Source organism: Mesorhizobium sp. M2E.F.Ca.ET.219.01.1.1, assembly GCF_004016445.2.
Taxonomy (GTDB): Bacteria; Pseudomonadota; Alphaproteobacteria; order Rhizobiales; family Rhizobiaceae; genus Mesorhizobium.
Genome location: NZ_SADT02000009.1, coordinates 72,451 through 97,278 on the forward strand (window position 1 = coordinate 72,451; position 24,828 = coordinate 97,278).

At 60.5% G+C, this 24,828-nt stretch carries 30 protein-coding genes and 1 pseudogene; 9 read left to right on the forward strand and 22 right to left on the reverse strand.

Annotated elements, in window-relative coordinates; genetic code table 11:
* Positions 1 to 94: 94 nt before the first annotated feature.
* The 13 genes and pseudogenes from repB to EN862_RS33080 all read right to left on the reverse strand — a co-directional run bounded on the left by repB (position 95) and on the right by EN862_RS33080 (position 12,962).
* The gene (gene repB / locus EN862_RS33020) at positions 95 to 1,132 is read right to left on the reverse strand and encodes a plasmid partitioning protein RepB (protein WP_127868772.1); all 1,038 of its coding nucleotides are present in this window, start codon (positions 1,130 to 1,132) and stop codon (positions 95 to 97) included.
* Between the two features lie 39 nt (positions 1,133 to 1,171).
* Positions 1,172 to 2,383, reverse strand: a complete 1,212-nt coding sequence (repA, locus tag EN862_RS33025) for a plasmid partitioning protein RepA (RefSeq protein WP_127868773.1) — start codon at positions 2,381 to 2,383, stop codon at positions 1,172 to 1,174.
* 444 nt (positions 2,384 to 2,827) lie between these two features.
* Complete coding sequence (locus tag EN862_RS33030) at positions 2,828 to 3,712, reverse strand: zincin-like metallopeptidase domain-containing protein (protein WP_127868774.1); 885 nt, start codon at positions 3,710 to 3,712, stop codon at positions 2,828 to 2,830.
* 219 nt (positions 3,713 to 3,931) lie between these two features.
* On the reverse strand, positions 3,932 to 4,612 hold the full coding sequence (locus EN862_RS37570) for a Fic family protein (RefSeq protein WP_348632101.1): 681 nt from the start codon (positions 4,610 to 4,612) through the stop codon (positions 3,932 to 3,934).
* Positions 4,609 to 4,980, reverse strand: a complete 372-nt coding sequence (locus tag EN862_RS37575) for a hypothetical protein (RefSeq protein ID WP_348632100.1) — start codon at positions 4,978 to 4,980, stop codon at positions 4,609 to 4,611. The genes EN862_RS37570 and EN862_RS37575 overlap by 4 nt, the downstream gene beginning before the upstream one ends.
* A 68-nt stretch (positions 4,981 to 5,048) precedes the next feature.
* Positions 5,049 to 5,255: an antitoxin VbhA family protein gene (locus EN862_RS33040; RefSeq protein WP_127241535.1), complete on the reverse strand. Its 207-nt coding sequence runs from the start codon at positions 5,253 to 5,255 to the stop codon at positions 5,049 to 5,051.
* A gap of 120 nt (positions 5,256 to 5,375) precedes the next feature.
* A complete protein-coding gene (locus EN862_RS33045; RefSeq protein ID WP_127861674.1) occupies positions 5,376 to 5,711 on the reverse strand; it encodes a DUF736 family protein in 336 nt (111 codons plus the stop codon).
* Between the two features lie 404 nt (positions 5,712 to 6,115).
* Positions 6,116 to 6,578 (reverse strand): annotated as a pseudogene (locus EN862_RS33050) (thermonuclease family protein); the annotation flags it as partial.
* A gap of 37 nt (positions 6,579 to 6,615) precedes the next feature.
* On the reverse strand, positions 6,616 to 7,890 hold the full coding sequence (repC, locus tag EN862_RS33055) for a plasmid replication protein RepC (RefSeq protein ID WP_127868775.1): 1,275 nt from the start codon (positions 7,888 to 7,890) through the stop codon (positions 6,616 to 6,618).
* 558 nt (positions 7,891 to 8,448) lie between these two features.
* Positions 8,449 to 10,365: a ParB/RepB/Spo0J family partition protein gene (locus EN862_RS33060; RefSeq protein ID WP_127868776.1), complete on the reverse strand. Its 1,917-nt coding sequence runs from the start codon at positions 10,363 to 10,365 to the stop codon at positions 8,449 to 8,451.
* A 907-nt stretch (positions 10,366 to 11,272) separates the two neighbouring features.
* Positions 11,273 to 11,998, reverse strand: coding sequence for a thermonuclease family protein (locus EN862_RS33065; protein WP_245519799.1), 726 nt, complete (start codon positions 11,996 to 11,998; stop codon positions 11,273 to 11,275).
* 237 nt (positions 11,999 to 12,235) lie between these two features.
* Positions 12,236 to 12,517, reverse strand: coding sequence for a hypothetical protein (locus EN862_RS33070; protein WP_127868698.1), 282 nt, complete (start codon positions 12,515 to 12,517; stop codon positions 12,236 to 12,238).
* 259 nt (positions 12,518 to 12,776) lie between these two features.
* Positions 12,777 to 12,962 (reverse strand): DUF3606 domain-containing protein, encoded by a 186-nt coding sequence (locus EN862_RS33080; protein ID WP_127868700.1) that lies wholly within the window; start codon positions 12,960 to 12,962, stop codon positions 12,777 to 12,779.
* Positions 12,963 to 13,089: 127 nt separating this feature from the next.
* Here EN862_RS33080 and EN862_RS33085 point away from each other — a divergent pair, with 127 nt between their 5' ends.
* The gene (locus EN862_RS33085; protein ID WP_127868701.1) at positions 13,090 to 13,965 is read left to right on the forward strand and encodes an RNA ligase family protein; all 876 of its coding nucleotides are present in this window, start codon (positions 13,090 to 13,092) and stop codon (positions 13,963 to 13,965) included.
* 18 nt (positions 13,966 to 13,983) lie between these two features.
* On the opposite strand, the gene EN862_RS33090 is transcribed toward EN862_RS33085, so the two are convergent.
* The gene (locus EN862_RS33090) at positions 13,984 to 14,274 is read right to left on the reverse strand and encodes a helix-turn-helix transcriptional regulator (protein WP_127868702.1); all 291 of its coding nucleotides are present in this window, start codon (positions 14,272 to 14,274) and stop codon (positions 13,984 to 13,986) included.
* A gap of 893 nt (positions 14,275 to 15,167) precedes the next feature.
* On the opposite strand from EN862_RS33090, the gene EN862_RS33100 reads away from it, so the two are divergent.
* Together EN862_RS33100 and EN862_RS33105 are read left to right on the forward strand one after the other, a co-directional pair.
* On the forward strand, positions 15,168 to 15,350 hold the full coding sequence (locus EN862_RS33100) for a hypothetical protein (RefSeq protein ID WP_127868703.1): 183 nt from the start codon (positions 15,168 to 15,170) through the stop codon (positions 15,348 to 15,350).
* Positions 15,347 to 15,574 (forward strand): DUF768 domain-containing protein, encoded by a 228-nt coding sequence (locus tag EN862_RS33105; protein WP_127868704.1) that lies wholly within the window; start codon positions 15,347 to 15,349, stop codon positions 15,572 to 15,574. Before EN862_RS33100 ends, EN862_RS33105 begins: the two co-directional genes overlap by 4 nt.
* A gap of 378 nt (positions 15,575 to 15,952) precedes the next feature.
* Here the strand turns inward: EN862_RS33105 and EN862_RS33110 are convergent, their stop codons facing one another.
* The 5 genes from EN862_RS33110 to EN862_RS33125 all read right to left on the reverse strand — a co-directional run bounded on the left by EN862_RS33110 (position 15,953) and on the right by EN862_RS33125 (position 17,922).
* Positions 15,953 to 16,198 carry a hypothetical protein gene (locus tag EN862_RS33110; protein WP_127868705.1) on the reverse strand — a complete coding sequence of 82 codons (246 nt, stop codon included), beginning with the start codon at positions 16,196 to 16,198 and terminating at the stop codon, positions 15,953 to 15,955.
* A gap of 172 nt (positions 16,199 to 16,370) precedes the next feature.
* Positions 16,371 to 16,544: a hypothetical protein gene (locus EN862_RS36385; RefSeq protein ID WP_193771621.1), complete on the reverse strand. Its 174-nt coding sequence runs from the start codon at positions 16,542 to 16,544 to the stop codon at positions 16,371 to 16,373.
* 12 nt (positions 16,545 to 16,556) lie between these two features.
* Positions 16,557 to 17,261, reverse strand: a complete 705-nt coding sequence (locus EN862_RS33115) for an SOS response-associated peptidase (protein ID WP_127868706.1) — start codon at positions 17,259 to 17,261, stop codon at positions 16,557 to 16,559.
* A 2-nt stretch (positions 17,262 to 17,263) separates the two neighbouring features.
* The gene (locus tag EN862_RS33120; RefSeq protein ID WP_127868707.1) at positions 17,264 to 17,644 is read right to left on the reverse strand and encodes a hypothetical protein; all 381 of its coding nucleotides are present in this window, start codon (positions 17,642 to 17,644) and stop codon (positions 17,264 to 17,266) included.
* The gene (locus tag EN862_RS33125) at positions 17,644 to 17,922 is read right to left on the reverse strand and encodes a hypothetical protein (RefSeq protein ID WP_127868708.1); all 279 of its coding nucleotides are present in this window, start codon (positions 17,920 to 17,922) and stop codon (positions 17,644 to 17,646) included. Before EN862_RS33125 ends, EN862_RS33120 begins: the two co-directional genes overlap by 1 nt.
* 91 nt (positions 17,923 to 18,013) lie before the next feature.
* Here EN862_RS33125 and EN862_RS33130 point away from each other — a divergent pair, with 91 nt between their 5' ends.
* Positions 18,014 to 18,331, forward strand: a complete 318-nt coding sequence (locus EN862_RS33130) for a hypothetical protein (protein ID WP_127868709.1) — start codon at positions 18,014 to 18,016, stop codon at positions 18,329 to 18,331.
* Positions 18,332 to 18,365: 34 nt separating this feature from the next.
* On the opposite strand, the gene EN862_RS33135 is transcribed toward EN862_RS33130, so the two are convergent.
* Both EN862_RS33135 and EN862_RS33140 read right to left on the reverse strand, forming a co-directional pair.
* A complete protein-coding gene (locus EN862_RS33135; RefSeq protein WP_245519800.1) occupies positions 18,366 to 18,656 on the reverse strand; it encodes a hypothetical protein in 291 nt (96 codons plus the stop codon).
* 256 nt (positions 18,657 to 18,912) lie between these two features.
* A complete protein-coding gene (locus EN862_RS33140; protein WP_127868710.1) occupies positions 18,913 to 19,365 on the reverse strand; it encodes a MucR family transcriptional regulator in 453 nt (150 codons plus the stop codon).
* A 307-nt stretch (positions 19,366 to 19,672) separates the two neighbouring features.
* On the opposite strand from EN862_RS33140, the gene EN862_RS33145 reads away from it, so the two are divergent.
* The gene (locus tag EN862_RS33145; RefSeq protein WP_193771622.1) at positions 19,673 to 19,984 is read left to right on the forward strand and encodes a hypothetical protein; all 312 of its coding nucleotides are present in this window, start codon (positions 19,673 to 19,675) and stop codon (positions 19,982 to 19,984) included.
* A gap of 5 nt (positions 19,985 to 19,989) precedes the next feature.
* Here EN862_RS33145 and EN862_RS33150 read toward each other — a convergent pair whose 3' ends face one another.
* A complete protein-coding gene (locus tag EN862_RS33150) occupies positions 19,990 to 20,907 on the reverse strand; it encodes a LysR family transcriptional regulator (protein ID WP_127868711.1) in 918 nt (305 codons plus the stop codon).
* Positions 20,908 to 21,012: 105 nt separating this feature from the next.
* On the opposite strand from EN862_RS33150, the gene EN862_RS33155 reads away from it, so the two are divergent.
* From EN862_RS33155 to EN862_RS33170, 4 genes are read left to right on the forward strand one after another with little or no spacing between them, the layout of a single operon-like run.
* Positions 21,013 to 22,095, forward strand: a complete 1,083-nt coding sequence (locus EN862_RS33155; RefSeq protein WP_127868712.1) for a 4-oxalomesaconate tautomerase — start codon at positions 21,013 to 21,015, stop codon at positions 22,093 to 22,095.
* A 45-nt stretch (positions 22,096 to 22,140) separates the two neighbouring features.
* The gene (locus EN862_RS33160; RefSeq protein WP_127868713.1) at positions 22,141 to 23,142 is read left to right on the forward strand and encodes an ABC transporter substrate-binding protein; all 1,002 of its coding nucleotides are present in this window, start codon (positions 22,141 to 22,143) and stop codon (positions 23,140 to 23,142) included.
* Between the two features lie 12 nt (positions 23,143 to 23,154).
* Complete coding sequence (locus EN862_RS33165) at positions 23,155 to 23,985, forward strand: ABC transporter ATP-binding protein (RefSeq protein ID WP_127868714.1); 831 nt, start codon at positions 23,155 to 23,157, stop codon at positions 23,983 to 23,985.
* Positions 23,969 to 24,745 carry an ABC transporter permease gene (locus tag EN862_RS33170; RefSeq protein ID WP_127868715.1) on the forward strand — a complete coding sequence of 259 codons (777 nt, stop codon included), beginning with the start codon at positions 23,969 to 23,971 and terminating at the stop codon, positions 24,743 to 24,745. Before EN862_RS33165 ends, EN862_RS33170 begins: the two co-directional genes overlap by 17 nt.
* Positions 24,746 to 24,828: the final 83 nt, after the last annotated feature.

Consider the following 24,828-nt stretch of genomic DNA (forward strand, 5'->3'; position numbering starts at 1 on the left):
GACAGTGATTCGCGGAAATGAGATTCTCGGATTGTCTAGATACGAGAAGGGCTTCCGCGACGGTGACGTTCGGGGGCCTTTTTCTTTTGCGGGTTCATTCTCCTGTGTTGCTCGCTTCCGATCGCCTGAACTCGCTGTAGAGCAGCTCCAGATTCTCGGAAATCCAGGTACCAAAGCGAACTCCGTCCCGTTCTTTCAAGGACAGCGTGAACGCCTTTCCGGTATCTTTCGCCGTGACGCGGACGGATTTGTCAGACGGAGCCCAAGCTGGAGCTAGGGCCCTCTTCGATCCCGTTGCCGCTTGGTGATCGGCGATTGCTTCGTCGCCGGGAAGGTGATTGAAAAGAAGGCTGAACCTCGTGTCGCTTTCAGCCTCTAGGAACTTCTGTTTTCCGACGAACCTCGTGGCCCTCTCGAGGTTACCTCTAACGCGACATTTGACCGACAGGTCGTACCATCGATCTCGCCCGGTTCCTCGCGCAGCACCGATTGCTTGAATAATTTCGACCGGAATCTGTTTTGTGACGGATGCCATTTTCGACACGACAGTCTTGTTCACCGACAAGGCCGACATGATCGTCTGGGTGTCGAACCCGCGTGCGGCAAGTTTAGCCGCAAACAGCGCGCGTTCGATGAACGAGAGGTCCGCTCGAGCAGTGTTCTCCTGCCCTTGGGCGACAACATGGTCACGATCAGACAACGGCTTGACGACCGCTCGGACATTTCTGCCAAGCGCCTTTGCGGCTTTTGCGCGCCGGTGGCCGAATACGATCTGGTAACGGCCTTCGGTGCTTGGATGCGGCCTGACAAGGATTGGCGAATCCTGTCCCCGCTCACCAATGGCTTGCACCAAGTCCTCGAAGCGACCCTCGTCCTGGTCCATTCGATCGATGACGAAAGAGCTGTCCAAATGGTCGGGATCAATCTCGATGACCGTCTCACCTGCGAGCAGCTTTCTCTCTATTTCCTGTGCGGCCTCGACCTTGGTCGCCATTTCGTCGGCGGCCCGGCTCATCATGCCGAAAGCACCCCTGCCGGATCGCGCTGCAAGCGGTGCAGCTGTCTCGGCCGAGTTTACGGCCGTAAACTCGTCCTCATCCAAGATGCCCGCCAACAGACCCTTACGTGCCATTTCGAAGCCCTCCGATGGGGTGTGCCACTTCAATCAGCGTCATGTCCGCCCCCATGCCTGGTGGACCAGCGAAGTGATCTCGCCGTTGACGCTATGGAGGGATTCCATGGCACGGTCGTACGTTGACCTTGTCAACTGGCTACGCTCGACCTCGTAGAGTGTCTGTTTGGTGATACCCGCGTCCGATATCGCGGTGCTCTTCAACATCTCGTTCTTGAGGACGAAGCCACCGAAAATCACGCGCATGAAGTCGACCATTTGCGCTTGCGGACCGTCGCCAGGCTCGAACCTCGTGACAAGATAACGAAACCAGTCGAGGTTCATATTGCCGCCGCCGCGTTTGATCGGATTGAGGATCTCGCCAAGCATCAATAGGAACTGACACATCGACATCACATCTAGCATTTGCGGATGCACCGTGATCAGGACCGCGGTAGCCGACGATAAAGCCGTCAGGGTCAGGTACCCGAGCTGCGGAGGGCAATCGAGGACCACGACATCATAGCGGTCCTGGACCTCTGCAAGCGCTGAGTCCAACCTCGTGAAAAACACCCGCCCAAGATCACGCGTTCCTTTTTCGGCGAGGATAAGGGGCGTGTCGTACTCGAACTCCTGCAACTCAAGCGCTGCCGGCACGATATCGAGCCCAGGTAAGTTCGTCGCCTTTATGAGCACGGACAGCGGCTTCCGCTGGCCGTCGTAACGAAGAGCTTCGTATAGGCTTTCGTCCTGATCGACTTCTGGCTGGAACCCATGCAGGGCAGAAAGTGATGCCTGCGGATCTAGATCGATCGCAAGCACCCGATGCCCTGTCAGAGCGAGGTGTTGTCCGAGATGGGCTGCCGTCGTTGTTTTGCCGGAGCCGCCTTTGAAATTCACAACAGCAATAATCTGAAGGTGTTCTGTTCCGCGGCGGTGGGGAACGTACTTCTTCACGTCCGACCGTCCGTTTCTGTCCAGCCAATGCCGCATCTCGAGCATTTGCGCGGCTGTATAGGAGCGGCGCCCCGTCGATGTGACCGCTGGCTGCGGCCCCTTGCCCTCCAGGGACAAGTTCTTCAGGTGCCCTGAACTAATGCCCAGATAGCTGGCGGCCTCCGAAAGCTGGAAGGCACGAAGGGTCTTCTTCGCGTCAGGCGGAAAGCTGTCGAGCCGATGCTTCTGCAGTCTCCTTGACAATTCGCCGCCCTGCTTCAGGATCAGTTCGTCGAAGTCGGCGAGAGCGCTTGTGAACGTGGGTGCGATATTCATCGTTGCGAATTCCAAAATGCGAATTTCCGTTGTATTCGCTTAGAAAGCGCATTTAGCTCTGATTCGAGCGGTACGACAAGGAATTTAATGTTAACAAAAGGTTAATGTCGATTCGCGCAATGCCGGTTTACTGCCGTAAACTTTCACGTGGAACACTTGGCGCCGCAGTTCTGCGACTCGTTCGCATGGGTTCTGGAGTTTACTTCAGTAAACCCGCGCCACTGATCACAATCGTGATGTGCCATGAGTTGCACAAATCAGGCGGCGCTTTGGGCGATCAATCGCGTCTTTGCCGACACTTCCCTTTAGGTCCGCAAAACCGGCCGTCGAGGCAACCGCTACACGGCGGCAAGCCGGTCTTGACCGGCGTCCCCGTGCCTTAAGATCATCGACGGGCAGCTCTGCCCGTCGATCGGTCAAACGAAAAGACTGGAGCCTACTGCACTAGGCAGCTGTCAGTCCGGCTCCCGGTTGGAGGGCCGTGAGATAGTCGGCGGCAGCCTGCGCCTTGGCAGCCGCCGTGATAATCGCGCGCTTATCATTTTTTAGCACGGCCACCCAGCTCGCCAAGTAGGCGGCGGTGTTGTCCCGCGGGTCATGGTCTACGCCAAGATCGGCGCATAAAAAGGCCGCGGTACATTCGGCTATGCACTCTTCCATCGCGTATGCTTCATTGCCGAACCGACCGGTCAGATCCCGGTCAAGGCGGTGCTTAGCCCCCGAAAAATGTGCAAGCTCGTGCAACAGGGTCGAATAAAGATGGACCTCGCTATCGAACCGCTCGCGGTCCGGCATGAGAATGTCGTCGATGGCAGGCCGATAGCAGGCTTTCGTGCCGCCATAACTGACCTTCGCTCGGGTATTTCTGACGAAGGCCTCGACGGTGTCGATGTGTGGAACCGAAGACGTCGGCAGCTCCTCGGCCGGGCTGAAAAACCGATCGGGAAGGCTGTCAATCTGGTCGACATTGAAGACGGTATAGCCCTTCAGATACGGAATGGCGCGGTCCTCATCGTCCTCGTGGTCCTTCGGGGTGAACGTGCCGTATTTGACGACGAGCGTGCCTTTCTCGCCCTTGCGGACCTGAGCGCCGAGATCCTGCGCTTGCCGGTAGGTCATCCAGGTATCTTCCTCGTAGCCGAACATCTGACCGGCGACCCACAGCATTAGGGTGTTGATGCCGCGGTAGACTTCGCCGGTTGCGCGGCGCGGGGCCAGTGAGCGGCGGGCATTGCCGCGCCAGGGGCGTATCCAGGGCTTGGTGCCGGCCTCAAGCTGCTCGACAATGGTATCCGTGATGCGCTGGTAGGTGTCCTTGATGCTCTGCATGGCCGTCTCCATCCGTTGGTTGACGGCAGGAAACGGAGATAGCCGAAACGAGCCCACGCACCCGAAGGGCCGAAACGGTAGAGGAGGACCGCGAAGCGGTTGCATGGGGGAGGGGCTATCGTAGCTTGCCCGTCAAATCACCCAACGGATGGAGACGGCCGGAGCATGGACACTGCGGCTGCTACGACGCCATGAGCAGCTTGTTGCCGGTGATGGCTGTCATCGCTCTCGGTCGTCGTCGCGCTCTCGCGCGCGCTGCGCTACCATATCCGCCTCGATAGCCTTCAACGCGGCGCTGGAATGCTGCTGTGGTGCTTCGGCCCTTTCCGGCTGCGGCTGCGCCTGAATGTCCTGCGGATCGCGATCGAGGCGAGAAAAGTCCGAGTTGGCGGTGAAGGTGATTTCCGCCTCGTCGTCCGGCAATCGTTCCGGCAGGTCAGCGCGATCGACTGCGACAATGCCCGCATCCGTGACGATGCTGGCAAAGCGATCGTCATGCCCGAGCACCTGGCCGGTGATTTCTTCGCCCGGGCGGGCTGTGCGGATGTTGTGCTCGTACGGGTTTTCGCCACGCTGCTCCAGGTCGGAAAACGCCGCGCGAAGAGCCTCCCGGCGGTTCGGATCGATCGCGTCCTCGATGACGTGCTTGATCGCCGGGCTGGACGGGTCGTTCGTGGTCTCGATCGACGCCTCGTTCATGCGCGGCTTGGTGATGACGGTAAAATCCACGTCGTGGCCGTATTCGCGGCCCAACTCGGTAATGAACGCTTCTTGGGCGCGACCGTTGCCCTCGCGGAAGGGATGCACATAATTGAGATCGGACATGACCTGGCCGGCACGTTCGGCAAGCTGCTCCTTCGTCGAACCTCGCAGAAGCTCTGGATCGCGGATCGGCTTCAGTGCCTCGTTGAGCCCATGTCGATGCGCGAACCAGGCAGGAAGGAGGTCCCGCCTTTGGAGAGACCCCCGATCGGCTCCATGCGCTCGCCGTCGACGATCGGACTCTCGTTGCGCGTATGTCCAGCCCATTCATAGACGTCTTGAAAGATGTGGGCGTGAACCGCCTTCAGGTGCTCCTCGTCGAAGCGACCTTGTGGTCCATCGCCTTCGGCGATCTCCGCCATGCGAAACGCGGTGGCGCGATATTCTTCGGTGCGCAGCTCGGAATGAGATCGGATTTCGAACTTGTTGCGCAGCACGTCGGTGCGATCGGGATCGTCCGACGTGTTGGGATAGAAGTACGATCCTTTCGGGGTATCGTCGGACATGGGCGCGCTCAATAAAAAAGCCGCCTGTAGATGACAGGCGGCTGATCGCCTCTATGAGGCAGAGTTCGTTAGGATCGCTGCGCCGGCCGCACGACGCGCGCGCGGTATTCGTCGCGGCTTATGTCGCCGGCGACATAAGCGGCTGTCGCCTCCTCGAGGAGGGGATCGTAGGTATAGCCCTGCCGGATATTGGCGGCGCGCGCCTGATCGGTCGCCTTCTTGCGCCTTGCGATGGCCTCCGGGGAACGATCCGGGCGAGCGGAATGAATGTTCATCGGCAATTCTCCAGTTACGACCCACCCTAGCAGAAAAGGCGCTGAAAATCGACCGCTTCGAGCGGCTTTCGGCATCGCGAGGAGAAAGCGCCCGGCCTTTCGCCGGGCGCTTCGCCACGATCAGTCGCGGGGTTCCCATTCGATGATCGACTGCAGTGTCGAGTCGTCCTGGCCCGGGAAGCGGCCGAGATTGGCGTTGTAGCCAAGGCGCTTGATCGAGAGCGTGTAGTAGGGCTTGCCCTCGGCGTTCTTCTTCTTCCAGATGCCGCCGACGTCGATGTCGTGGCCGCGCGGCGATTTGGCGTAGACGCGATGCGTCGGTGCCTTCTCATTATCCGAGCTGAAGGGCGTGACCTTGACGTCGAGGTCGCGGTCGATGGTGGAAATGAGGCCTGCGCCCGAGGCGGTATCCAGGTCGTCGCCGTTGAATTGGATGTAGTTGGTGATGTTCTTCATTTCAGTCACTCCTCTTTGGTGGTTGCGATGATCGTTCCAAGGCATGCCGGAAAGCGGTGCGCACCGCAGGCCGGAGCGAAGCGGAGGGGGCCGGAGGGCGGAGAAATTTGAGGCGCGAGGAAGCCGAAGGCGGGGAAATTTTTCCGCAATCCGGCTTTGCGCAAACCGCGTCGGCGTGCGAACGAGCGTCAAAAGCAACCGCCTTGGAGGGGTGATTGATGAACATCATTGGTAACATCACACTGGCCTCATGACGGCCTTATTCAACGAGAAAAGGCCTCATTTTATATAATTTTTGCGCTCAAGCAACGGGGTAGCGCCGTTTTTCTCGCTATATTATGAAGCAAATTGCTTCGCGGCTCTTGCCAATCCATTGCGCCAATATGGCTACACCGTCTAAGGCTTGGAAGACGACTCCCGCGCCGGTAAAGATGCGGGCTTTCGATCTCCGCCGACCAGATGCCTAAACGTCGATCCCGCGCCCTGTTCTCGGCCTCGCATGATAGAATGGGAACGGGGTAGGTATCGAAGCATCGACTCGGCGAGGCCGGCGTTGACCATGGCGAGGCCAATATCGGTATCGGCGATAAAGCACTGTCCGACCAATCGCCGGTATTGGTCCTTGTCGATGATCTCGCAGCGCACGTGCTTGCCGTCGATCATTTTCCGCAGATAGCTGCGGGCGACGGCGCCACAGGGCCAGACTTTTCCGTTCTGGATTCCGGTCTGCTTCAGCTCGCATGCATCGATCGCCGCAATTCGGATGCGTTGCCGCCTCACGCTGATCGTGTCGCCGTCGATCACACGCGCCGTTCCCGACCAGGTGGTGGGCTCGGCCGCGGCACTCCCCGCCGCGGCCAACAAAATCGCGGCGGCGACGGGCAGTATTCCTCGAAATCTCAATTCAGACCTCCATGGAATGGCGGGCGGCAAGCCCGAATACCGACCGGGCAAGGTGGAGCTCGCCGGCGGCGGCGCGGTCTGTCATGGCCCGCAAATAGCCGCCCGGCGACGAAACCTCCTGCCGGTCGAATTTCTGTAGCGTAACGGCAACCGCGACGGCGGCCTGCTGCTCGCCCATCTGCTCGACGGCGCGGCGGCGCGCATCGTCGGAAATACCGGCAAGCCGGCACATTTGCGGCACGAGCCGCGCCAGATCACCCCAGGTTCGGGGCAGGGCAAAGCCGTAGGTCTTTAGCGCGGGCAGTGCCCGCACCACGTCATGCAAGGCAACAACCGCCTGCGGCGGCCGCTGCGGTTTGTTGACTTGGCGCGAACCTCGCCCCAGGCTCTCTTCAAGAGCCCCTTTGCGGGCGGAGCCCGCCGCTAGCACACCGAGTTGTTCGGCGTCAGCCGAACGCCGATTCTCATTACTATCTTCAAGTGGATCGGGGCTTGTAATCTGTTTGTGCATGCCGTTTTCGGCATACGCGCATGTCGAATCTAGTGTTTCCGGCGCAGCTTCTGGGCGCCGTGGGAGTTGCATGACTCGCTCGAAGAGCCATTCGAAAAGGCCTGTCGCGCGCTGCAATAGCGCGCTCGGCGCCTTTGCTGCGACGCCGACCAGGGCGACGACCTTTTCAAGCCGCGCCTCGAGCCGCGTTCTAACGCGCTCGGAGAGACCCGAAACGGCCGCAAAGGCGTAGCGGAGATTGCGTAGTGCGCCACGATAGCGGCGCAGCGCGGCACTCGCGGCCGCCCGCTCAGCTCTCGCTTGCCTGACGAGCTCGTCAAGCTCGCGGTATCGAACGATGAGGATCCGCATGTCGATGCCACAGCCATCGACTACCGAACCGTCTGCGTTGCGAACCGGGTAGCGTTTGTAGTTGCCGCTGTCCTGCATTGTGATCAGGCCGGCGTCGAAGAGGCTGGACAGCAAACGGCTGACCCGGCCGGCTGAGCGATTGATCTCAAACGCAAGCTGCTGGTTCGATTTGAAGATTATCGGCCGGCCAGCCTTGTCGAAGGCATCGGCTGACGCAGTGTTGATCAGCGTGACCAGAAGATGGGCTTCGGTCGCATTGATCAGGCCTGTGCAGGGCAGGTTTTGCGCAAGCACGGCAAGCTGTCCGCGCGTTGCGGTCCCGAATTTGGCGGACTGTGCCAGTCGCCGGAACTCGGCACGCTGCGGCGTCACTCTACGGCCGATTGGCCGCAATTGCGGGTATGGTTCCCCCATTCCTCGTCTCCTTTCACTAGGGACCAGGCAAGGCTTCCCCGTTCACCGAACCGGTGTTTTGAGTTGACAAGGAAGGGAGGGTTTGAGAGAAACGTTTTGCTTAATTTATCAACTCGTACCCCCGCTTCCGGATTTCGTTCGGGAGCGGTTTTCTTTTTCTGGCCGGGTCGGTCTTCTCCGTCGTAACGCGTTAGGATGCAGGAATTCGGGAATCACACCGATTCCCGAATGATTTTGCGCCAACAATAACCTGAGTTACCTTTTTGGCGCAATAATTGTGCTACATGCGCAATCGAACTCACCGGGCCTAGGCTGCGTACACAGGCCAAAATGCTTGAGTTTCTGCTGTACTTGATGCTCCAGCCGCCTTCTTTGCCTGCGATTATCATGATGCCATTTTGGATACATGAGATAGCGCTAAACCGGCTTGGCGGTAGCCAAGCCGATGCGAATCGAGGGCGGGAAGGGGAGTTTGAGGGGAGGGGGCTCGGGCCTCCCCTCAAACTGAAAATAAGGCCGGTCGCGCGGGAGACACGCAACCGGCCTGCGGCTGATCTTTTATTCAGCCGCTTCGGGTAACTGCTCCTTGTCCGTTTCGTGCTCGACAGAACTCGCCTCGTCGGCGGCAGCTATCCGCACAGGGGCGGGTATCCAGCCGCTATCGGCAACAAGTCGCTCGGCGATCATGACGGCTTCGGTCTTTTTGGCCGCTGCCTTCACGGAAAGCTCCGCCTCCCGGCCCCTAGCTTCGGCCACGGCAAGCTCGATGGTGGTCCGGTTGACGTGCTTGAAATAGCTGTCGCCGGTCGTCTCGAACCACTCGGACATGTCGACATTGAGTGCTCGGCCTAGCTGACTGGCCTGCTCAATGCCCTTCTTGCGGTCGGTGAACTTCTTCTCCACCGCGTTGACCGCATGAGCGGCACCAAAGGCCAGCAGCGAAAGAAGCGTGTCCTGCGGCTGCTCTAGCAGCCAATCGAACAGATCGGCGGGATTACCCGGCAGGTGATGGCCGTAGTTTTCGGACAGGTCACTGAACGCCGCAAGTCCCTTGCAACTTTCGGCGTCCTTCATCGAAGACTTCAACCGCTCGTGGGTGATCGACAGTTGAAGTGCGCTTTGCTCCGAATTGTATGGATAGGCCACTTGCAACAGCATGGCATGCACGACGGCGACAAGGGCAACGTCAGGATTGTTCGCCAGTTCAATGCGCAGCGCTGCAGTTTTGTGGGCCGTCAGGTCCTCTATCAGAGCCGCCGAATGTGTGACGGTCGGAATTGCGGGCTTTGCTTCGCCTGCGATACTCGGCAAGCCCTCGTCGGCCTCGTCCTCGTCTGTTACCTCGGCATCGTCCGGCTTCACAAAACCGCGCTCGATGGAAAGCCTGCCGTAATAATCGAGCATGACGAAAGCGCCGCCGTTCGCCAGTGCCTCGGGGCAAAAGGCTTCCGTGCGGGCGGTCAGGGCGTCAATCCGCTTTTCGACTTCCTCAAGCTTTGCCTCGGCCTCGTCGTCGGCTGCACCGCTTTCGATCAGTTCGGCAAGCTCGTCATATTCTGCCTGCGCGGCGTCGAGCGCCGCCTGATCTTCCTCAGAAAGGCTCACGTCCTCGGGATAGTGGCGCTCCATGCTGTGAAGCCCTTCCGGCATCGAAGCGCGGCACTCCACCCATTTCCAGCCTTCGGCGCGCACCGCCTCGGCCGCCGCCTCAAGCTTCTCGGCCACCAGCTTTTCCAGCACCACCGTATCAGCGACATAACCGGCGTTGCGTTCATCGAACAGGTCGCGCCTTACGGCGCCGCCCGCCGCTTCATAGGCGGCCAGCCCGCCGATGAACTGGACACGCTTGTCAGTTGCGGCAACCAATTCCTCGGTGAGCGCACGCCGGATGGAAAAAGCATCACGGTTCCAAGAGGGCAGGGCACTCCATACCTCAACCTGCCGCTGGTGATCGTCGCTCACGGTGAAGGCCGATAACTGCGCAAAACTCATGTCCTCGTCGCGGAACATCTGCAACAGCACCGGCGACACGCGAGCGAGCGCCAGCCGCTTGCACACAATCGTTTCGGTCGTGCCAAAACGGGCGGCGATATCAGCGATTGCTTTGCCCTCTTGGGCAAGGGCGTTGAATGCCTCGAACTGGTCAGCCGGGTGCATGGGCTCATGCAGATTCTCGGTCAAGCTGATCGCCGTAGCGTCCTCGGCCTCACGCTGCTTACATTCAACGGGGAAGTCCTTCGCGATCTCACCCGCCTCGGCAAGAAGGAGGAGTGCGGCGCGGCGGCGGCCACCAGCCGTCACGAAATAGCGGCCCTTCTTGTCGCCCTTCCTGACGATGAGATTCTGCAACAGCCTGTAACCGTCGGCTCGGATGGTCGCGGCCAGTTCCTTGATTCCCTCGGCGCTATAGGTTTTGCGGACGTTCTTTGGGTCCACGTCCAGCTTGTTCAAGGGGATGGTGATGGTCTCGGTCATGATATTTCTCCTGATTTCCCTTTTCCCGCGAAGCGGTTTCCTGCCCGAAGGGGCAGGAGCCCCGCTCCTGCTCCCGAGCTCGTGCGGAACAGCGGGGGAGAGGGGGGCAAGGAGAGAAATCGGAGGGGGATCACCCGCCCGAAGGCGAAGCCGAAGGGGCGACGCTGATCCGCGGATGCGGATCAGCGTCGATCCTGCACGGAGCGCAGGCCGAAGGCCCAAGCGGAGGAAGGACGGGGAGACCGATTTTCTCCTTGCTGGGGAGAGGGGGCAGCGCTCCCTTTCCCCTCGAAACAAACAGTGAGCGTACAAAGCGAAGGCAACGCAGCGGCCGGAGCCAGTTTGTGCACCGCTTGACCGGTTAAAAGGGCAGCCGCAGGAGGTTTAGCATAGCGCCGCCTGGAGGGCGGAAACCGGGACCGACTGCCCCGCCAAGCGGTTTGTTGTAGTATTCGGAGTTAGCCAATTTACTCGATGTGGCCCGTTCGGCCGCGCCGCTCCGAGTATGGAGCGCTCCGCGTCACGGCCGAACTCCACTGGAGGCACGTCGGTAGCGAAGGCAAGCCGAAAGGGCTCGGCCGCCGCGGCACCGAGGGACGGCGCGCTGGCCGTGGCGAGGCTTCGTCCTAGGCGGACGTCGCTCTTGGCGAAGCCCCCTCCATTCGCCCGGCGGGTGTGGTCGGGAACGGCCGCGGCGGGTGCGGAGGCGGGTGCGATCACCCGAAGGCGTCGGCCGAGCGGCCGCAGCTTACTGGCGGACCCCTTGCGGGTTGATCGTGGAAGATCCGCAGCCGCACCAGGAAAGCCATCACGAGAGAGCGGGATTGGGTCGCGGGCAGTGCGGAGACAACTGCGTCCGATCGGCTTCCTTGAAGTCACGAAGCGGCTGCCACGCTCGTTTCTGGTTTCAGCACAGCGTCTCGCACGCCACGCCGTCGCCGTCACGATCAAGCTTCCGGCCCCATGAGCAGTTGTGCAGATACCACTGTGCCTCGTCGCACGAGCTAATCTGAGAACAGTAGCGGCGCGGCTCGCACGAATAGCTACCGCTCTGCGCAACCAGCTTGCGGTTGACGATGCCGAGCAGCTGGTTCGACGGCGCCGCGCCGTCGGCATGCGACGCGCGCCAGTCCCACGGTGCCTGGAAGTTGCCGACCCACAGACCGACCTTCGCCGCTTGTGCTTCCCCCTGCTGTCCTGCGTAGGCGCCATGGCTGTAGCGAGGCCAATCGAGCGCCTGACCGTGCCCGACCATCCACGCCGCCACGCTAGCGCCGTCTGCGCGCCGGCAGTCGCCGACATAGCGGTTATAGCGGTCCCAGGTCACGAACGTGCACTGCACCGGCCTCGATGCGGCTAGGAAGCTGTCTAACGCTTCGGCCGATCGCCGGCCGCAGGGATACTCGAACCCCTTGGCGTCGTCGCAATATTGGTGGCTCTCCGGCGCGTCGATGCCGTTGAAGCGGATCCGCTGTCCATGAACCTCTATCGTGTCGCCGTCGATGACGGATGCGACGCCGGCGATCGGCTGCGGCTTGGGGCCAATCAAGTTCTGCAGATTGATTTCGGGCAGGCTGTCGCTGTGCTTCATGGCCGTTTGGGCGGCCAGCGCGCCGGCCGCGGCGACGGTCACGAAAATCAGACGCCGTGGCACGCTTGCCCACCGCAGGGCGCGCGAGCGCCTGGCGCCAGTGCGCTTGCGCCATTGATCAGATTGATTGTCGTGCCGAGACCTATCCAAGCCCATTCCCCCGCTCGGGAGGATGCTCTTAAATACGCCTGAAGTCCAGCGGCGCCTCTAGGGGAACTCTATTACGCTGCACTGCAAATGCACGCGAAGATCCAAGATCAGTCGCCAGGACATCTCGCATTATGGTTCGAGAAGTGCGCCACCGTATTGCGCCCACAGATGTTCGCAGTCCCATATCCTCAAGCTTGGTGTTCCTGGTTCCCCATATAAGACCATTGCACCGCGAACGTCGTATCCAAGCACCGACGCATTGGCGACGAACTGGATGGCGCGCCCTAAGCTGATGGCGCCGATCCGGGCCTCAATCTTGCTGGTGAGATCGATAACTCCGAAGATTTCCGCGTCTGCGGCTCTGCCGGCCAAAACAGCCGACGAGATCGCATCGTCCAGAGCAAGCAGCATCGCGAGAGTCCCCCGTTAGCAGCGCCTGCTAACTTCGATGCTCGAAATTGGTTCCGCTGCTCCCCCGAAAGAATCTGGGATCAACTGTCCAGCTCAAGTCGCTCATGGTCCGGCCGTTCATGCCAAATGACTTGCCGGAGATCACGCCGGTCGATCGGCTGACCGCATTTCCTGCAACTTAAGAAGTGATCCTGCTCGCAGGCAGGATCGCCCCCATGTCGGCGCCCGGTGATGGGCGGCCCAAGCTCCGAAAGCTTCGTCACCCGCGCAATTTCCTGGCCTCGCGTTCCAAGGTCCTGCGGTCGTTGCCGTGCTGGCCGATTAACTCCCGAACTTGCTCGGGCGTGATATGGTGCTGCTTGGCGAAGTAGCGAACCTCATAATCCTCATCTGCTGACACACGGTCACGGTCCCGGAAATCGCGTTTCGTCCTGTCGTCTGCCATGCCCGTTCCTCCTGGTTGAGAAACAACCGCAGCAGGGCGGGAACGTTCCCGATTCTTTAGTAGATGCTAACGGAAAGCTTGCGGCCGTGCGATATTGAATCAAATTCGGGTATCGCGTGGGGTTCCAATGCGTAAGCCTGCCGGCAGCGCCCGGCTGTCCTTCATTCGTCCGATGGAGCCGGAGCTCGTCGAGCAGCCGCCCAAGGGCGACGAATGGAGCCACGAAGTCAAATTCGACGGCTACCGCACCCAGCTCGTCAAGGACGCAGGCGGCATCCGCCTCTACACGAAGACTGGGATCGACTGGACGGCTAAGTATCGGCCGCTGGCCGCGGAGGCGAAGAAGCTCGATGCGGAAAGTTTCATTATCGAAGGCGAGACGATCGTGACCAACGAAGCCGGGCTGTCCGACTTCCACGCGCTGCGCTCGGCCATCGCCAGGCGACCACAGGATCTCTATCTGGTCGCGTTCGATCTCCTGCACCTCAACGGACACGATCTGCGCGACATGGCGCTAAAAGACCGGCGGGAGGTGCTGCAGGCCCTTATCCCTGCCGGCGGGCGTATCCAGTTCAGCGAAGCGCTGCCTGGCGCCGGCGACGCCGTCTACCATTTGGCATGCGAGGCGGGCTTGGAAGGCATCGTCTCGAAGCGGCTGAACAGCGGCTATCGCAGCGGCTCGACGATGAACTGGCGTAAGGTGAAGTGTTACGTCGAGAAGGAAATGGACATCATCGGCGTGAAGCGCGAGACCGGAAAGCCTGCGATGGTGCTCATGGCCGATAATGGCCGCTATATGGGCGGCGCTTTCGTGACGTTCAAAGCCGACAAGCGGCAGGCCCTTTGGGATCGCGTGCAGCGCAGGGCCGGCGCGCCGCCGCCGAAGGGATTGGCGAAGGAAAAGGCCGAATGGCTGAACCCCGGCTTGGTCGGCCTGGTGAAATTCCTGAAGGGCGAGGAAAAGCTGCGTCACGCCACGCTGAAGGATTTTTGGGAGCAATAAGCCTTAGTCAAACAGCTGCTACCGCGCGCGGCGGCGCCAGTTTCTATTGTCAGCGTGGCGACCACTATTCTGACCCTCAGAGCGCGCTAATGATGGGGTCCCTTCAACGGTAAAGACAATTCCCGCGTCCTCCAAAGCCCGCCGCATTGCGAAGGCATTACGGGGATTCGGTTCCCTAAAGCCGTTCTCACATTCGCAGATCGTCGATTCGCTAAGATTCGCTTTGGCAGCCAGTCGCACTCGCGACCAGTTCAAGAGAGCTCGTGCGGCTCTCAATTGTTCTGCTGAGAGTTGGTCTCGGCTGTCCATAGATGTGGAACATTCAATGTCTCTAAAATGTTCCGGCTGCTACCACCGACGGCGTCGTACGCTGGGACCTCGTCGCCAACGTTGATGCCTGCCCTTTGCCATCAGCCATAAGGGTGGGGCGCGCGCCGGCTCAGTCAAGAAATCGCTAATAGACCATAGGCCGTGTTGTGCGGGCTCCAAAATGGCTGCAATCTAGCCGTGCCCTGGAACCCAGCTTCCGGACACGGCCCGGCCCGCGAAATCCTGTGTCACCATGATAAGCGAGCCGGGCTGTGGGTGTTCCCACCAGCCCGCTTTTGCCATTCAGATTTCGCAAAATTGTTCGGAACTGAATGCTAGCCCAGCCATTATTTCGAGTGGCGGTCGTCGTCCCCCTTAGGCCGCCAGCTCTTAAGCCCAAGCACAAGCCCGTCGTTCTTTCCCTGAGGCGGCGGGCTTTTAACGAGCGCTTTGCGTTATTGCCGTCGGTGCCTGGAGAGGGCGTGCAATAGGCCAGCTTCGTCGTTGGTGCCGTCATCGAAAACTTGGAACAATTCCATAGCCAGGAACTCCCGCAGCTCACGGTCTTTCTTGGCTAGGCGTCGTGCGTCGCATAGCCGATCAAATACCCGCTGGAGCATGGCCAGATCAGCGGGTTCGTAAACACCACTGTAGCGGGACAATGACATTGTCGACGCCCTCGACGCCGCTCCGAATTATCTCACACGGCAGGCCTGACGCGAAGAAAAATCGGGAGGTCCGTCGGCGGTGAGTCAGTCCCTTGCGTCTTCAGGCACGATCGCCGTCGGCCCGGGTCCGCGGATGATCCCGTGGCTCAGCCAACGCCGAATTTTTTTGCCTACCTGAACAGTCCGCCTTCTAGATCATTCTAGAGATTAGGAGGCCATATTTTCATGAGTGACGATGACAACAAATCAGGTTTGCAAAGTGGGGCGATGAAGGTTCTGGCCGATCGCCTGGTCAGAGAGGCAGACATTACCGAAGAGCAAGCCCGCGAGCTGATCACGTTGATCGGGACCGATTGGAATTCCCTACTTCGAGAGGCTCATTTCCTGAAGGCGCGGCACCGCCTATGAGCGAACGCGGGGCAGAATTCTTTGGGAAGTGGATCACCGACAACAACGTGATGCGCGGCAGCGTCGGCGCCGACATCATTTCTGTGGCGGAGCTGACGACCAAGCTGTTCGCCGATGCGAAGGCCGCAGGTATTTCCGAGGACGAGATCGAAGAGGAAATCGGCAGTGCCTATGAAGCGATACTTGCGGCGATAAATGGTCCGCCAGATTTCGAATCCGAGTGACTGCCGCGCGGGGCTTCACCCATTCTAAATTGCCATCCGTCCACAACGAAGGACACCTTGGCTCGCGCCGCGGAATTCGCTCTTCTACCTGTAGCTGGTCAAACTCGGATCGAGGTTCTGCTACAGTCCCGAATGGCCGTCCGAATCGTGGTTGTCCTGGCGCTTCTTTCCGCCTTCGCCTTGGGATTCGCAAAACTCGTGGAACGCTATGGCGGCGTTGGCGATCGGTCCTCTCCGTGTGAGCAATTGTCTGATTGCCCCGGCCCGAACACGCCGCCTCCGGAGCCCGAACCTAAGAAGGCCAACTGATCAGCGTATATCGCGTCCCATTTTGAAGGGCACCTGCCTGGCGAGTTTGCCGAGGGGAGGGCAACTGAGCTACAAGTGTTTCCCGGCGCGCATCATCGCCCGCGCCATTGCCAACTCGGTTTCAACCCTGGCGTTTTCCTTCTGCGTCATGTTGTCGGCGGCGATCAGACGCCGTAACGCCCGCATCACCTCGCCGCGCTGCCAGCCGGCATCGAGCATGCAGTCGACGATCGCCTGAAAGCCGGGCTCCATCGCTTCCTGACAATCGACCTCGCGGTCGGGGTAAGCAGTGGTGCGTCTAGGCGGGCTGATCACAGGAACCTCTCTCCCTCGCCGCGGTGCTCGAAGCAGAACCAATGCGACGGCTGCCTTGGCCGGGCGAAACCCCAACCGGCATCCTTGCGGCATCCGGCGTGCTCGCAAGCATGGCCAAGCGGTCCATGATCACGCGGCTGCACTAGCTCTCCGGGGCGGGACGGCTCGTCGCTCACTGGTTTTGCCGCCGCTTGAGCGCGTCGATCCGGTCCTGCAGGTGGCCGTTGAGAACGATCATTTCCTTCAGCGCCTTCATCGTGTCGCCCTTGTGCAGGGAGACGAACCTATCGCCGACCTTCTGCGACGCTGCTTCCTGGCGGCTGTCCAGGTTTATGACCTGATCCACGGCGATTTCTCTCTAGAACAAGGATGCCTGAGCGGGCGGCGCGGCGGGGAATTTGATCTGCGTTGCCGGCTTCTCGACGATCACCAGCGCATCGTCCGGCGCCGGCCGCTGCAGTTTCTTCGCCTCCGACCACGGCGCGGTGAGCCACAATTCAGTTTCCTCCGGCGTGGTCAGGACCACCGGCATCGCCTTTTCGTGGATCGGCGCGACTAACGCGTTGGGCCTGGTCGTCAGGAAGCCGTAGAGCTCGTGGTCGCCGGGGCCTTCCTTCACCTTGCGCACGCCGTGCCAGGGCGTCCACATGCCAGCGAAAAAGAACAGCGGCCGTTCCTCGCTGAGCGCGAACCAGAAGTTCTTCTGTACGCCGGTTTCGGCGTCCTTGTCGCCCGGTGTCGGCGACGGCTCGGCGAAGCTAGTCACCGGCACCACACAGCGGTTCTCGACGCCGAGATAGGGCTGCCAATGGGCATATTGCGGGTTGCGGACGTTGGTGGTGCCAGAATCGGCGTTGCCGCGCATCCGTTCAGGCGGCGTCGGCATGCCCCATCGCAGATTGGCGAGCTCGCGGCTGCCGTCGGCAGCATTGCGGACCACCGGGGCAAATTGGTTGGGGTAGATGTCAATCGACGGCTCGAGGTTGCCGGAGGTGTCTCGCAGCGCCCGCGTCCACTGGCGGATCGCCTCCTGGCTGGTCGTGATGTTGTAGAGATTGCACATGCTTAGCTCCGCAGGGCTTCGGGCACGCTGAGCGGCCCCATTTCCAGAATTCGCTCATAGGCGCCCTGGCGGCGCCAGACACCGCGAGCGCGCCCATTCTCCCTGTCTCGCTTCGGATCGAACACGATGCCGCCGAAGTGGTCAAGGAACGACGCCGCGGCCTCGCGATCGGTGAAGCAGTGCAGCCGCCATTGCTCCTGCTTGCCGTCGTTCCAAACCGCGATCACCGCCCTGGTCCTGTATGTCAGGCCGCGCTCCTCAAGAAAGCGCCTGATCAGCGTGAAGTTGCGGTCCGTGCAAAGATCGTCGGGCAGCGCGACCTGGTGCGGCATCTCGCGGTCGATGACCGAAGGCGTTGGTATTCCCCGGCTGCGCCTGACCATCAGTGCCGTGCACCGGTCCCCTTGCTTTCCTTGAGATAGATATCGGTCTGTTCGCGCATGGCGTCCGAAAGTGACAGCACCAGTTCCAAGTTTTCCGGGTAAACTGCCCTGATCCATGTGGCCGTCAATTCAGCAATGGCCTGCTTCTGACTGACGTCAGAGAGGTCGCGCATTTGCTTTGCCATTTTGCTGACGGCCCGGTGAATTGCGGGCCGCTCGCGCTTGACCGTGGCGTATATCTCGGGCTGTTCGGACTCGGTGACGATGATCGATTTCATGGTTTGTCTCCTAATTGCCGACAGTGAACAAAATGAGAACACTGGAGTCAATCCCCTTGACCAGTGAGGAATATGTTCCTCATTTCAGCGTATGCCCGAGCAACCCGAAAAGTGGCCGAGAGGCGCGGCCTGGACCCTGACGCATGCGCATGACGCCGGGCAGGTGGCGGGCATCCGCTGCGCGCGCTGCAACGTCACGCGCTACTACAAACCGCTCGAGCTGCGGGAGGTGATCGGCAACGTCACGATCGACGAGGTACGGGACAAGGTCCGCTGCCAGCAATGCAAGAGCCGGGAGTGGATGAGCGCGCAGCTATTCCACCCGACAGGAGAGCAGGCGCACACCATCCGCTTTCGGCGCTTAGTGGAGATTCGATGGGAGAAGCGGGTAGTCTGGCGCGATGAGTAGTGGGCCAACCATCACCGACGCCCGGGCCGAGTTCCTATTCGTCGCCGTCTTCGCTGTCGTTTTCGTCGTCGGATTGGCCGTTCCGACTTGCATCATCCGCTTGCTCTTCAACGTAGGCTTGGCAGCCTTCGTTGAAAGATCGGCTATCGCCATCGCAATCCCGCTCGTCGGTGATGTCGTTCCTCGCCGCCCAATCGTACCCGGCTTCGTGGCCCGAGCAGTCATCCGTGCAATCGTAGCCCTGGAAAGTCTCTTGCGCGTTTGCCGGGGCGGCAACAAAGCCGGCCAGCGCAAGGGCACCGGCCGCGACAAGAATCCGGATCATCACAAAACACTCCTATCGGCGCCCCGGCGGTCGGGTATTCTGTGACCTTGTCGAAGATGAGGCTGGTTAGCCAACCCTCAGTCCCAATCCTGATCAGGTGTAGCCGGACGGCGATTCCAGCTTCTAACGGCGTTCAATTCGTCGATGCAGACCGGGCCGGATGCGCCGCAGCCTTCGCACCGCGCCACAACTCGCGCCTCGCCTGTCACGTATGGCCTCACATCGGAGCTCGTGCAAAACGGGCAAGGCTCCGTGATCACCGCAGAGAACGCTTTTTGCCCGTGCTTTTCGACGACTTTGCCGCTGGCTTCCGGCCGAGCCCACTCGACTTCGCCAGCGCCGAACGTTGGGCCGCGTAGTTCGGCGCCACCATCGGATAGTCCGGCTTCAATCCCCACCTCTCCCGGTACTCGTCGGGTGTCAGTCCGAAATGCACGTCGAGATGGCGCCTGAGAGATTTGAACTTCTTCCCGTCCTCGAGGCAGATGATGTAGTCTGGGAACACCGACCGCTTCGGATTGACCGCAGGCGCCTGGGCCGGCTTCTCAGGCTCGGCCGGCTGTCCGATCCTCGACAGCGACGAATTCACGCTTTCGATCAACTCCGGAAGAGACGCAACCGGCACTGGGTTTTTGCTGACGTAGGCAGACACAATGTCCGCGGTGAGCTCGATCAACTGGCTTCGGCCGTTCTCAATATCTTCCGGCATGCAGTAACTCCGTTTCGCAGCAACAATAGATGAAACCTCTTAGCCAGTTTTCGGCGCAGCGCAACAGCGTGAAGACGCTACCTGAACGAAGTCATACTACACGACGATGCTGCCCCGATGAGCGGGGTCTCAATATGACCAGGCGGACCGTGGCTGCGAATTGCATCAAAGCGTCGTCAAACTGCGCGCAGCGGGATATTCGGTGTCGGGCGCATTTTCATGTCAGTTACATAAATCGGTTGCGACGGTTTCGTACATGAAGGAGGGGGGCATTGTTCGATGCCGCTCTCTGGAAAAGGATGGAAAAATGGCCAAGATCCCCGGCAAGACCGAAACGATCGAAAACGCGGAATCCGCTCCCTTCGAGCCGTCCAAGGCTACCGAGCAGATTCGCGCTGTCGCCGAACAGGGCGTTGAGCAGGCGAAGGAAGCATTTTCCAAACTGGAATCAAACGCCGAAACGACTCAAGAGGCTTTCGAGTCGACCCTGGAGGTGGCCAAGACCACCCGTAATGAGGTGTCCCTGAAGACGATTGCCGCTCTGCGCGCCAATGCCGAAGCCGGCTTCGCGCACCTCGGGAGCATGCGGGCTAGAATCCCCGAGCGGCCTTGCCATTGAACTGGTCAGGTGAACCGGGGCGTTGAAGCTTCACCCCAGGTTTCAATCAGCATCCGCATGAACCTTTCGGCGGGCGGCGAGAGCGATGCGCCGCGTCGACGCACGACCCCGATCGTGCGCGAGATTTCGGGATCGCGGATGGGCCTTGTGACCAGGAACGGATGGTCGCCCTGCGGGGTCGCCATGCGCGGCAGGACCGATATCCCGAGACCGGCTTCGACCAGACCGAGTGACGTCGAGAGATGCGTCACTTCATAGGACCAGCGCAGCGCGAGGTTCGACTTCGTCAGCGCGGCATCCAAGAGGATCCGGTTCGCGCTCGACCGATGGACGGTGATGAGCTGGTAGGGGACGAGATCCTGCCAGGTCAGGACATCCCTTGATGCCAGGGGGTGCTCCTTTCGTGCGGCGAGAACGAAGGGGTCCTCGATCAGACGATCGAAGGTCAGGTCGGGATCGGACGAACCCATGATGTTGACCCCGAATTCGACCTCCCGGCGCGCGACCGCCTGAAGCCCGTCGGTCGCCGGAAGGTCGAGAATCCGGAAGCGGATGTTGGGGTACTGCGCATCGAACTGCCGGATCACTGAGGGCAGGAAGTAATAAGCCGCCGTCGGCAAGCAGGCGATGGTAACAAGACCGCCTCGCCGCTCCCCCAGCTCGCGGAAGGCGAAGAGCGAACCGTCAAACTCCTCCAGCATCCGGCGCACTAGCGGGACCAGCTCCCCGCCGACGGCGGTGGGCGCCACATGGCGCGTCGTCCGCTCCAAGAGGGGGGCGCCGATGGAGCCTTCGAGTTTCTGAATGCGACGACTCAGCGCCGGCTGCGAGAGATTGAGCGACTCCGCTGCCCGGTGGAAGCTCGCGAGCTCCACGACGAGTAGAAAGGCGCGGAGGTCCAGGATTTCACAGTTGATGTTCATAGCGCATCAAAAGCTCCGATTTTAGCATTTCTCATATTAATCGGATTCACGTAACAAACAAGATGATTGAGCCACGGAGCGCATGAAAAGGGAGGATGTCGCACGATGAACGATCTGATCCGCATTCCGTGCGCTCTGATGCGCGGCGGCACGTCCAAGGGGCCCTTCTTCCTCTCCTCCGATCTACCGTCCGATCCGGCCCTTCGCGATCAGATCCTGCTCTCGGTCATGGGGTCAGGGCATCCGCTGCAGATCGACGGCATTGGCGGCGGCAATCCGGTCACAAGCAAGGTGGCCATCGTTGGTCCCGCAAGCATCAAGGGCGCGGACGTCGATTATCTTTTCGCACAGGTGCGCGTCGACCAGCAATTCGTCGATACGTCCCCCAACTGCGGCAACATGCTTGCCGCCGTCGGCCCCTTCGCCATCGAGGCGGGGCTTGTGCCGGTGCAGGGTCCTACGACGCTCGTCCGGATTCACAACGTCAACACCGGAAAGCTGATCGAGGCAGATGTCCCGACGCCCAACGGTAGCGTCTCCTATCTAGGCGACGCGGCGATCGACGGCGTTCCAGGCAGCGCGGCGCCGATTGCGCTTACCTTCATGGATGCAGCAGGCGCCCGTACGGGTCAGCTATTTCCCACAGGCAAACCGAACGAGGTCATCGACGGCGTCAGCGTCACTTGCATCGATTGCGCCATGCCAATGATACTCCTTGAGGCTGAGGCCATCGGCGTCGGCGGATTCGAGACAGCCGCCGAACTCAACGGAAACAAGGCGCTGTTGGAACGGCTCGAGAGCCTGCGCATTGCCGCCGGTAAGCGAATGGGTATGGGTGATGTCAGCAACCAGGTGACACCGAAGCCGGTGCTGATTTCCCGGCCAAGGGCAGACGGCGACATCAATGTGCGCTATTTCATGCCGCACCAGTGCCATCCCTCGCTTGCCACAACAGGTGCTGTCGGGATCGCGACGGCCTGCATCACCGAAAATACGGTGGCATCCCGCTTGATCGGCACTTGCAAACCACCGGTGGTCCTGTCGATCGAGCATCCGAGCGGCCATCTCGATGTCAAGCTTCAGGACAGGAACGGCAAGATCGTCGCGGGCATCCTGCGCACCGCCCGCCGCCTATTCGAAGGACATGTTTTCGCAAAGCCTGTCGCGCAGTTCGTCTGCGCGGCATAATGACCGTGGCCGCCGGGAGGGCGCCACATAACCTGGAGGAAAATCATGCGTAAGCTCATGCTTGCCCTTGCGGCAACCGTTGCCTTTGCAGGCTCCGCGTTCGCGGATCCGGTCCGCATCAGCGTCGGCTCTTACAATCTCAACAACCTTCCCTTTCCGGTCGCCCAGGGGCTTGGCCTTTATGAAAAGGAAGGCCTGGAGGTGACCGTCGAGAACTTCGCATCGGGTGGGTCGAAGACGCTTCAGGCCCTTGTCGCCGGCTCGACGGATATCGCCGTCGGGTTCTACGACCATACGATCCAGATGCAGGCGCAGAAGAAGGCTGTCGTGGCGTTCGTGCAGCTCGCCCGCAATTCCGGACTCGTGTTGGCTGGCGGCAAGAACAGCACTTTCGACCCGGCAAAACCGGAAACGATCAAAGGCGCAAAAATTGGGATCACCTCGCCAGGCTCGTCTTCCGATTTCTTCGTCCGCTATTACCTGCAGCGCAACGGCCTGTCGGGCGACGACGTGTCGCTGATCGGCGTCGGCTCCGGGTCTGCCGCCGTCGCGGCCCTTGAACAGGGCAAGGTCGACCTCCTCGTCAACTACGACCCGGCGGCAACCTTTATAGCGGCCAAGGGCGTCGGCAAGATCCTGATCGACGGTCGCAGCGACGAGGGAGCCAAGGCGATCTATGGTGGGATTTACCCAACCTCCGTCCTCTATGCCACACAGAGCTATATCGAGAAAAATCCGGAGACCGTCCAGAAGGTCACGAATGCGACGGTCAAGGCGCTCGAGTGGATGAATAGTCACTCCGCGGAAGAGATCGTCGACAAGCTGCCGAAGGAGTTCATCTCCGGCGATCGTGAAACCTACGTCAAGGCGGTAGAGAACGCGAAGGCGATCTTCTCGAAGGACGGCCGTATCAACGAGGAAGATATCAAGACTCCGCTCGCGGTCCTAAAGAGCTTCAATGAAAAAGTCGCTGCGGCTGAGATCGACCTTAAGAAAACCTACACGAACGAGTTCGTCGACAAAGTCCCGAACGTCGCCGCCAACTGACAGGAGGAGGTCATGGCATTGGCCGTAGTGAAAACCGTACCCCCGACGAACAGTCCGCATCATGCGAAGCCGATGGTTACCATCGACAACGTCACCATGTCCTTTGGCGCCTATGTGGCCGTGCAGGATGTGAACTTGGCTGTCGCCGATGGCGAGTTTCTCGCGATCGTTGGGCCGACCGGCTGCGGCAAGAGCACGATTCTTAACGCGATTGCCGGGCTGCTGAAGCCCTCGAGCGGTACTGTCGCGATTGAGGGTCAGCCGGTACGCGGGATCCAAAACGATATCGGCTATCTGTTCCAGCAGGATGCACTGCTTCCTTGGAAGACTGCGCTCGAGAATGTCGAACTTGGCCCTATGTTCAAGGGCACAGGCGCTGCCGAACGGCGCGAGCAGTCGATGAAGTGGCTGGCGAAGGTTGGCCTGAAGGGCTTTGAGCATCGGTACCCGCATCAGCTTTCCGGCGGACAGCGCAAGCGCGTGCAGATGGCGCAGGCACTGATTACTGGCCCCAAGGTCATCCTGATGGACGAGCCTTTTTCGGCACTCGACATCCATACCCGCCACCTGATGCAGAACGAGCTGTTGCGCCTTTGGCAGGAGGAACGGCGCGCCGTGGTGATGATCACGCACGACCTTGAGGAGGCGATCGCTCTCGGGGATCGGGTCGTGGTGCTTGCCGCCGGACCGCGCTCGCACGTGATCGACAGCTTCCCCGTCGATCTCCGACGCCCCCGCGATGTCGCTGAAATCAAGCTCGATCCGCGCTTCATGGATCTTTATCGCAACATCTGGTCATCGCTGCGCAGCGAAGTGGAGAAAAGCTATGAACGCCACGACTGAACGCCTCATCCAAGTCGTACTGCTGGTGGCAATTGTCGGCGGCTGGCAGCTCGGTGTCGCGGCGGGCATCATCGACGTCTTCTTCTTCCCGGCTCCGGTCGACATCCTCAAGCAGGTGGCGTCCTGGGTGGTGGACGCCAGCTTCTATAACCATGTGGCCATCACCCTGACGGAAACCGTGCTCGGCTATCTGGTCGGGACGGCACTCGGCGTGGCAGCAGGCGTCTGGCTCGGCCTCAGTCGTTCCGCCGCGCGCATTCTGGATCCTTTCATCAAAGGTTTGAACGCGATCCCTCGCGTCGTGCTTGCGCCGATATTCGTACTCTGGCTCGGCCTCGGTCTCTGGTCCAAGGTGGCGCTCGCCGTCACGCTGGTGTTCTTCGTCACTTTCTTCAACGCCATGCAGGGCGTCCGTGAAGTGAACCCGGTTGTGCTGTCGAACACCCGCATTCTCGGAGCCAAGCGGTCGGACCTGCTTCGCCACGTCTACTTCCCGGCAGCGGCAAGCTGGATTCTGTCCTCATTGCGCACTTCGGTCGGTTTTGCCGTCGTCGGGGCGATTATCGGCGAGTATCTCGGCTCATCCGCCGGGCTTGGCTATCTGATCGCTCAGGCGGAAGGCAATTTCGATGCGGTCGGTGTCTTCGCAGGGATCCTAATCCTCGCGATATTTGTCCTAATTATCGACAGCATCCTGGACGTCGCCGAGGCCCGGCTGATCAAGTGGAGCCCTCACTCGACCGAGAGCCGGGCCACCTGACGCGCGCCGACGGCTCCGGTCGGCAGCAATGCCGGCCGGCGACCAAGGCGAAAACAGAACTGAGGCTAGCCGGACGCTGTTGC

What these genes read in the sequence shown, in the direction of transcription:
- repB (WP_127868772.1), bottom strand. Translation starts at nt 1,132, where the DNA reads ATGGCACGTAAGGGTCTGTTGGCGGGCATCTTGGATGAGGACGAGTTT.
- repA (WP_127868773.1), bottom strand. Translation starts at nt 2,383, where the DNA reads ATGAATATCGCACCCACGTTCACAAGCGCTCTCGCCGACTTCGACGAA.
- EN862_RS33030 (WP_127868774.1), bottom strand. Translation starts at nt 3,712, where the DNA reads ATGCAGAGCATCAAGGACACCTACCAGCGCATCACGGATACCATTGTC.
- EN862_RS37575 (WP_348632100.1), bottom strand. Translation starts at nt 4,980, where the DNA reads ATGTCCGACGATACCCCGAAAGGATCGTACTTCTATCCCAACACGTCG.
- EN862_RS33040 (WP_127241535.1), bottom strand. Translation starts at nt 5,255, where the DNA reads ATGAACATTCATTCCGCTCGCCCGGATCGTTCCCCGGAGGCCATCGCA.
- EN862_RS33045 (WP_127861674.1), bottom strand. Translation starts at nt 5,711, where the DNA reads ATGAAGAACATCACCAACTACATCCAATTCAACGGCGACGACCTGGAT.
- repC (WP_127868775.1), bottom strand. Translation starts at nt 7,890, where the DNA reads ATGGGGGAACCATACCCGCAATTGCGGCCAATCGGCCGTAGAGTGACG.
- EN862_RS33060 (WP_127868776.1), bottom strand. Translation starts at nt 10,365, where the DNA reads ATGACCGAGACCATCACCATCCCCTTGAACAAGCTGGACGTGGACCCA.
- EN862_RS33070 (WP_127868698.1), bottom strand. Translation starts at nt 12,517, where the DNA reads ATGCTGCTTGCTCTGGACGATGCGATCTCGTCGGCTGTTTTGGCCGGC.
- EN862_RS33080 (WP_127868700.1), bottom strand. Translation starts at nt 12,962, where the DNA reads ATGGCAGACGACAGGACGAAACGCGATTTCCGGGACCGTGACCGTGTG.
- EN862_RS33085 (WP_127868701.1), top strand. Translation starts at nt 13,090, where the DNA reads ATGCGTAAGCCTGCCGGCAGCGCCCGGCTGTCCTTCATTCGTCCGATG.
- EN862_RS33090 (WP_127868702.1), bottom strand. Translation starts at nt 14,274, where the DNA reads ATGGACAGCCGAGACCAACTCTCAGCAGAACAATTGAGAGCCGCACGA.
- EN862_RS33100 (WP_127868703.1), top strand. Translation starts at nt 15,168, where the DNA reads ATGAGTGACGATGACAACAAATCAGGTTTGCAAAGTGGGGCGATGAAG.
- EN862_RS33105 (WP_127868704.1), top strand. Translation starts at nt 15,347, where the DNA reads ATGAGCGAACGCGGGGCAGAATTCTTTGGGAAGTGGATCACCGACAAC.
- EN862_RS33115 (WP_127868706.1), bottom strand. Translation starts at nt 17,261, where the DNA reads ATGTGCAATCTCTACAACATCACGACCAGCCAGGAGGCGATCCGCCAG.
- EN862_RS33120 (WP_127868707.1), bottom strand. Translation starts at nt 17,644, where the DNA reads ATGGTCAGGCGCAGCCGGGGAATACCAACGCCTTCGGTCATCGACCGC.
- EN862_RS33125 (WP_127868708.1), bottom strand. Translation starts at nt 17,922, where the DNA reads ATGAAATCGATCATCGTCACCGAGTCCGAACAGCCCGAGATATACGCC.
- EN862_RS33130 (WP_127868709.1), top strand. Translation starts at nt 18,014, where the DNA reads ATGCCCGAGCAACCCGAAAAGTGGCCGAGAGGCGCGGCCTGGACCCTG.
- EN862_RS33135 (WP_245519800.1), bottom strand. Translation starts at nt 18,656, where the DNA reads ATGATCCGGATTCTTGTCGCGGCCGGTGCCCTTGCGCTGGCCGGCTTT.
- EN862_RS33140 (WP_127868710.1), bottom strand. Translation starts at nt 19,365, where the DNA reads ATGCCGGAAGATATTGAGAACGGCCGAAGCCAGTTGATCGAGCTCACC.
- EN862_RS33145 (WP_193771622.1), top strand. Translation starts at nt 19,673, where the DNA reads ATGGCCAAGATCCCCGGCAAGACCGAAACGATCGAAAACGCGGAATCC.
- EN862_RS33150 (WP_127868711.1), bottom strand. Translation starts at nt 20,907, where the DNA reads ATGAACATCAACTGTGAAATCCTGGACCTCCGCGCCTTTCTACTCGTC.
- EN862_RS33155 (WP_127868712.1), top strand. Translation starts at nt 21,013, where the DNA reads ATGAACGATCTGATCCGCATTCCGTGCGCTCTGATGCGCGGCGGCACG.
- EN862_RS33160 (WP_127868713.1), top strand. Translation starts at nt 22,141, where the DNA reads ATGCGTAAGCTCATGCTTGCCCTTGCGGCAACCGTTGCCTTTGCAGGC.
- EN862_RS33165 (WP_127868714.1), top strand. Translation starts at nt 23,155, where the DNA reads ATGGCATTGGCCGTAGTGAAAACCGTACCCCCGACGAACAGTCCGCAT.
- EN862_RS33170 (WP_127868715.1), top strand. Translation starts at nt 23,969, where the DNA reads ATGAACGCCACGACTGAACGCCTCATCCAAGTCGTACTGCTGGTGGCA.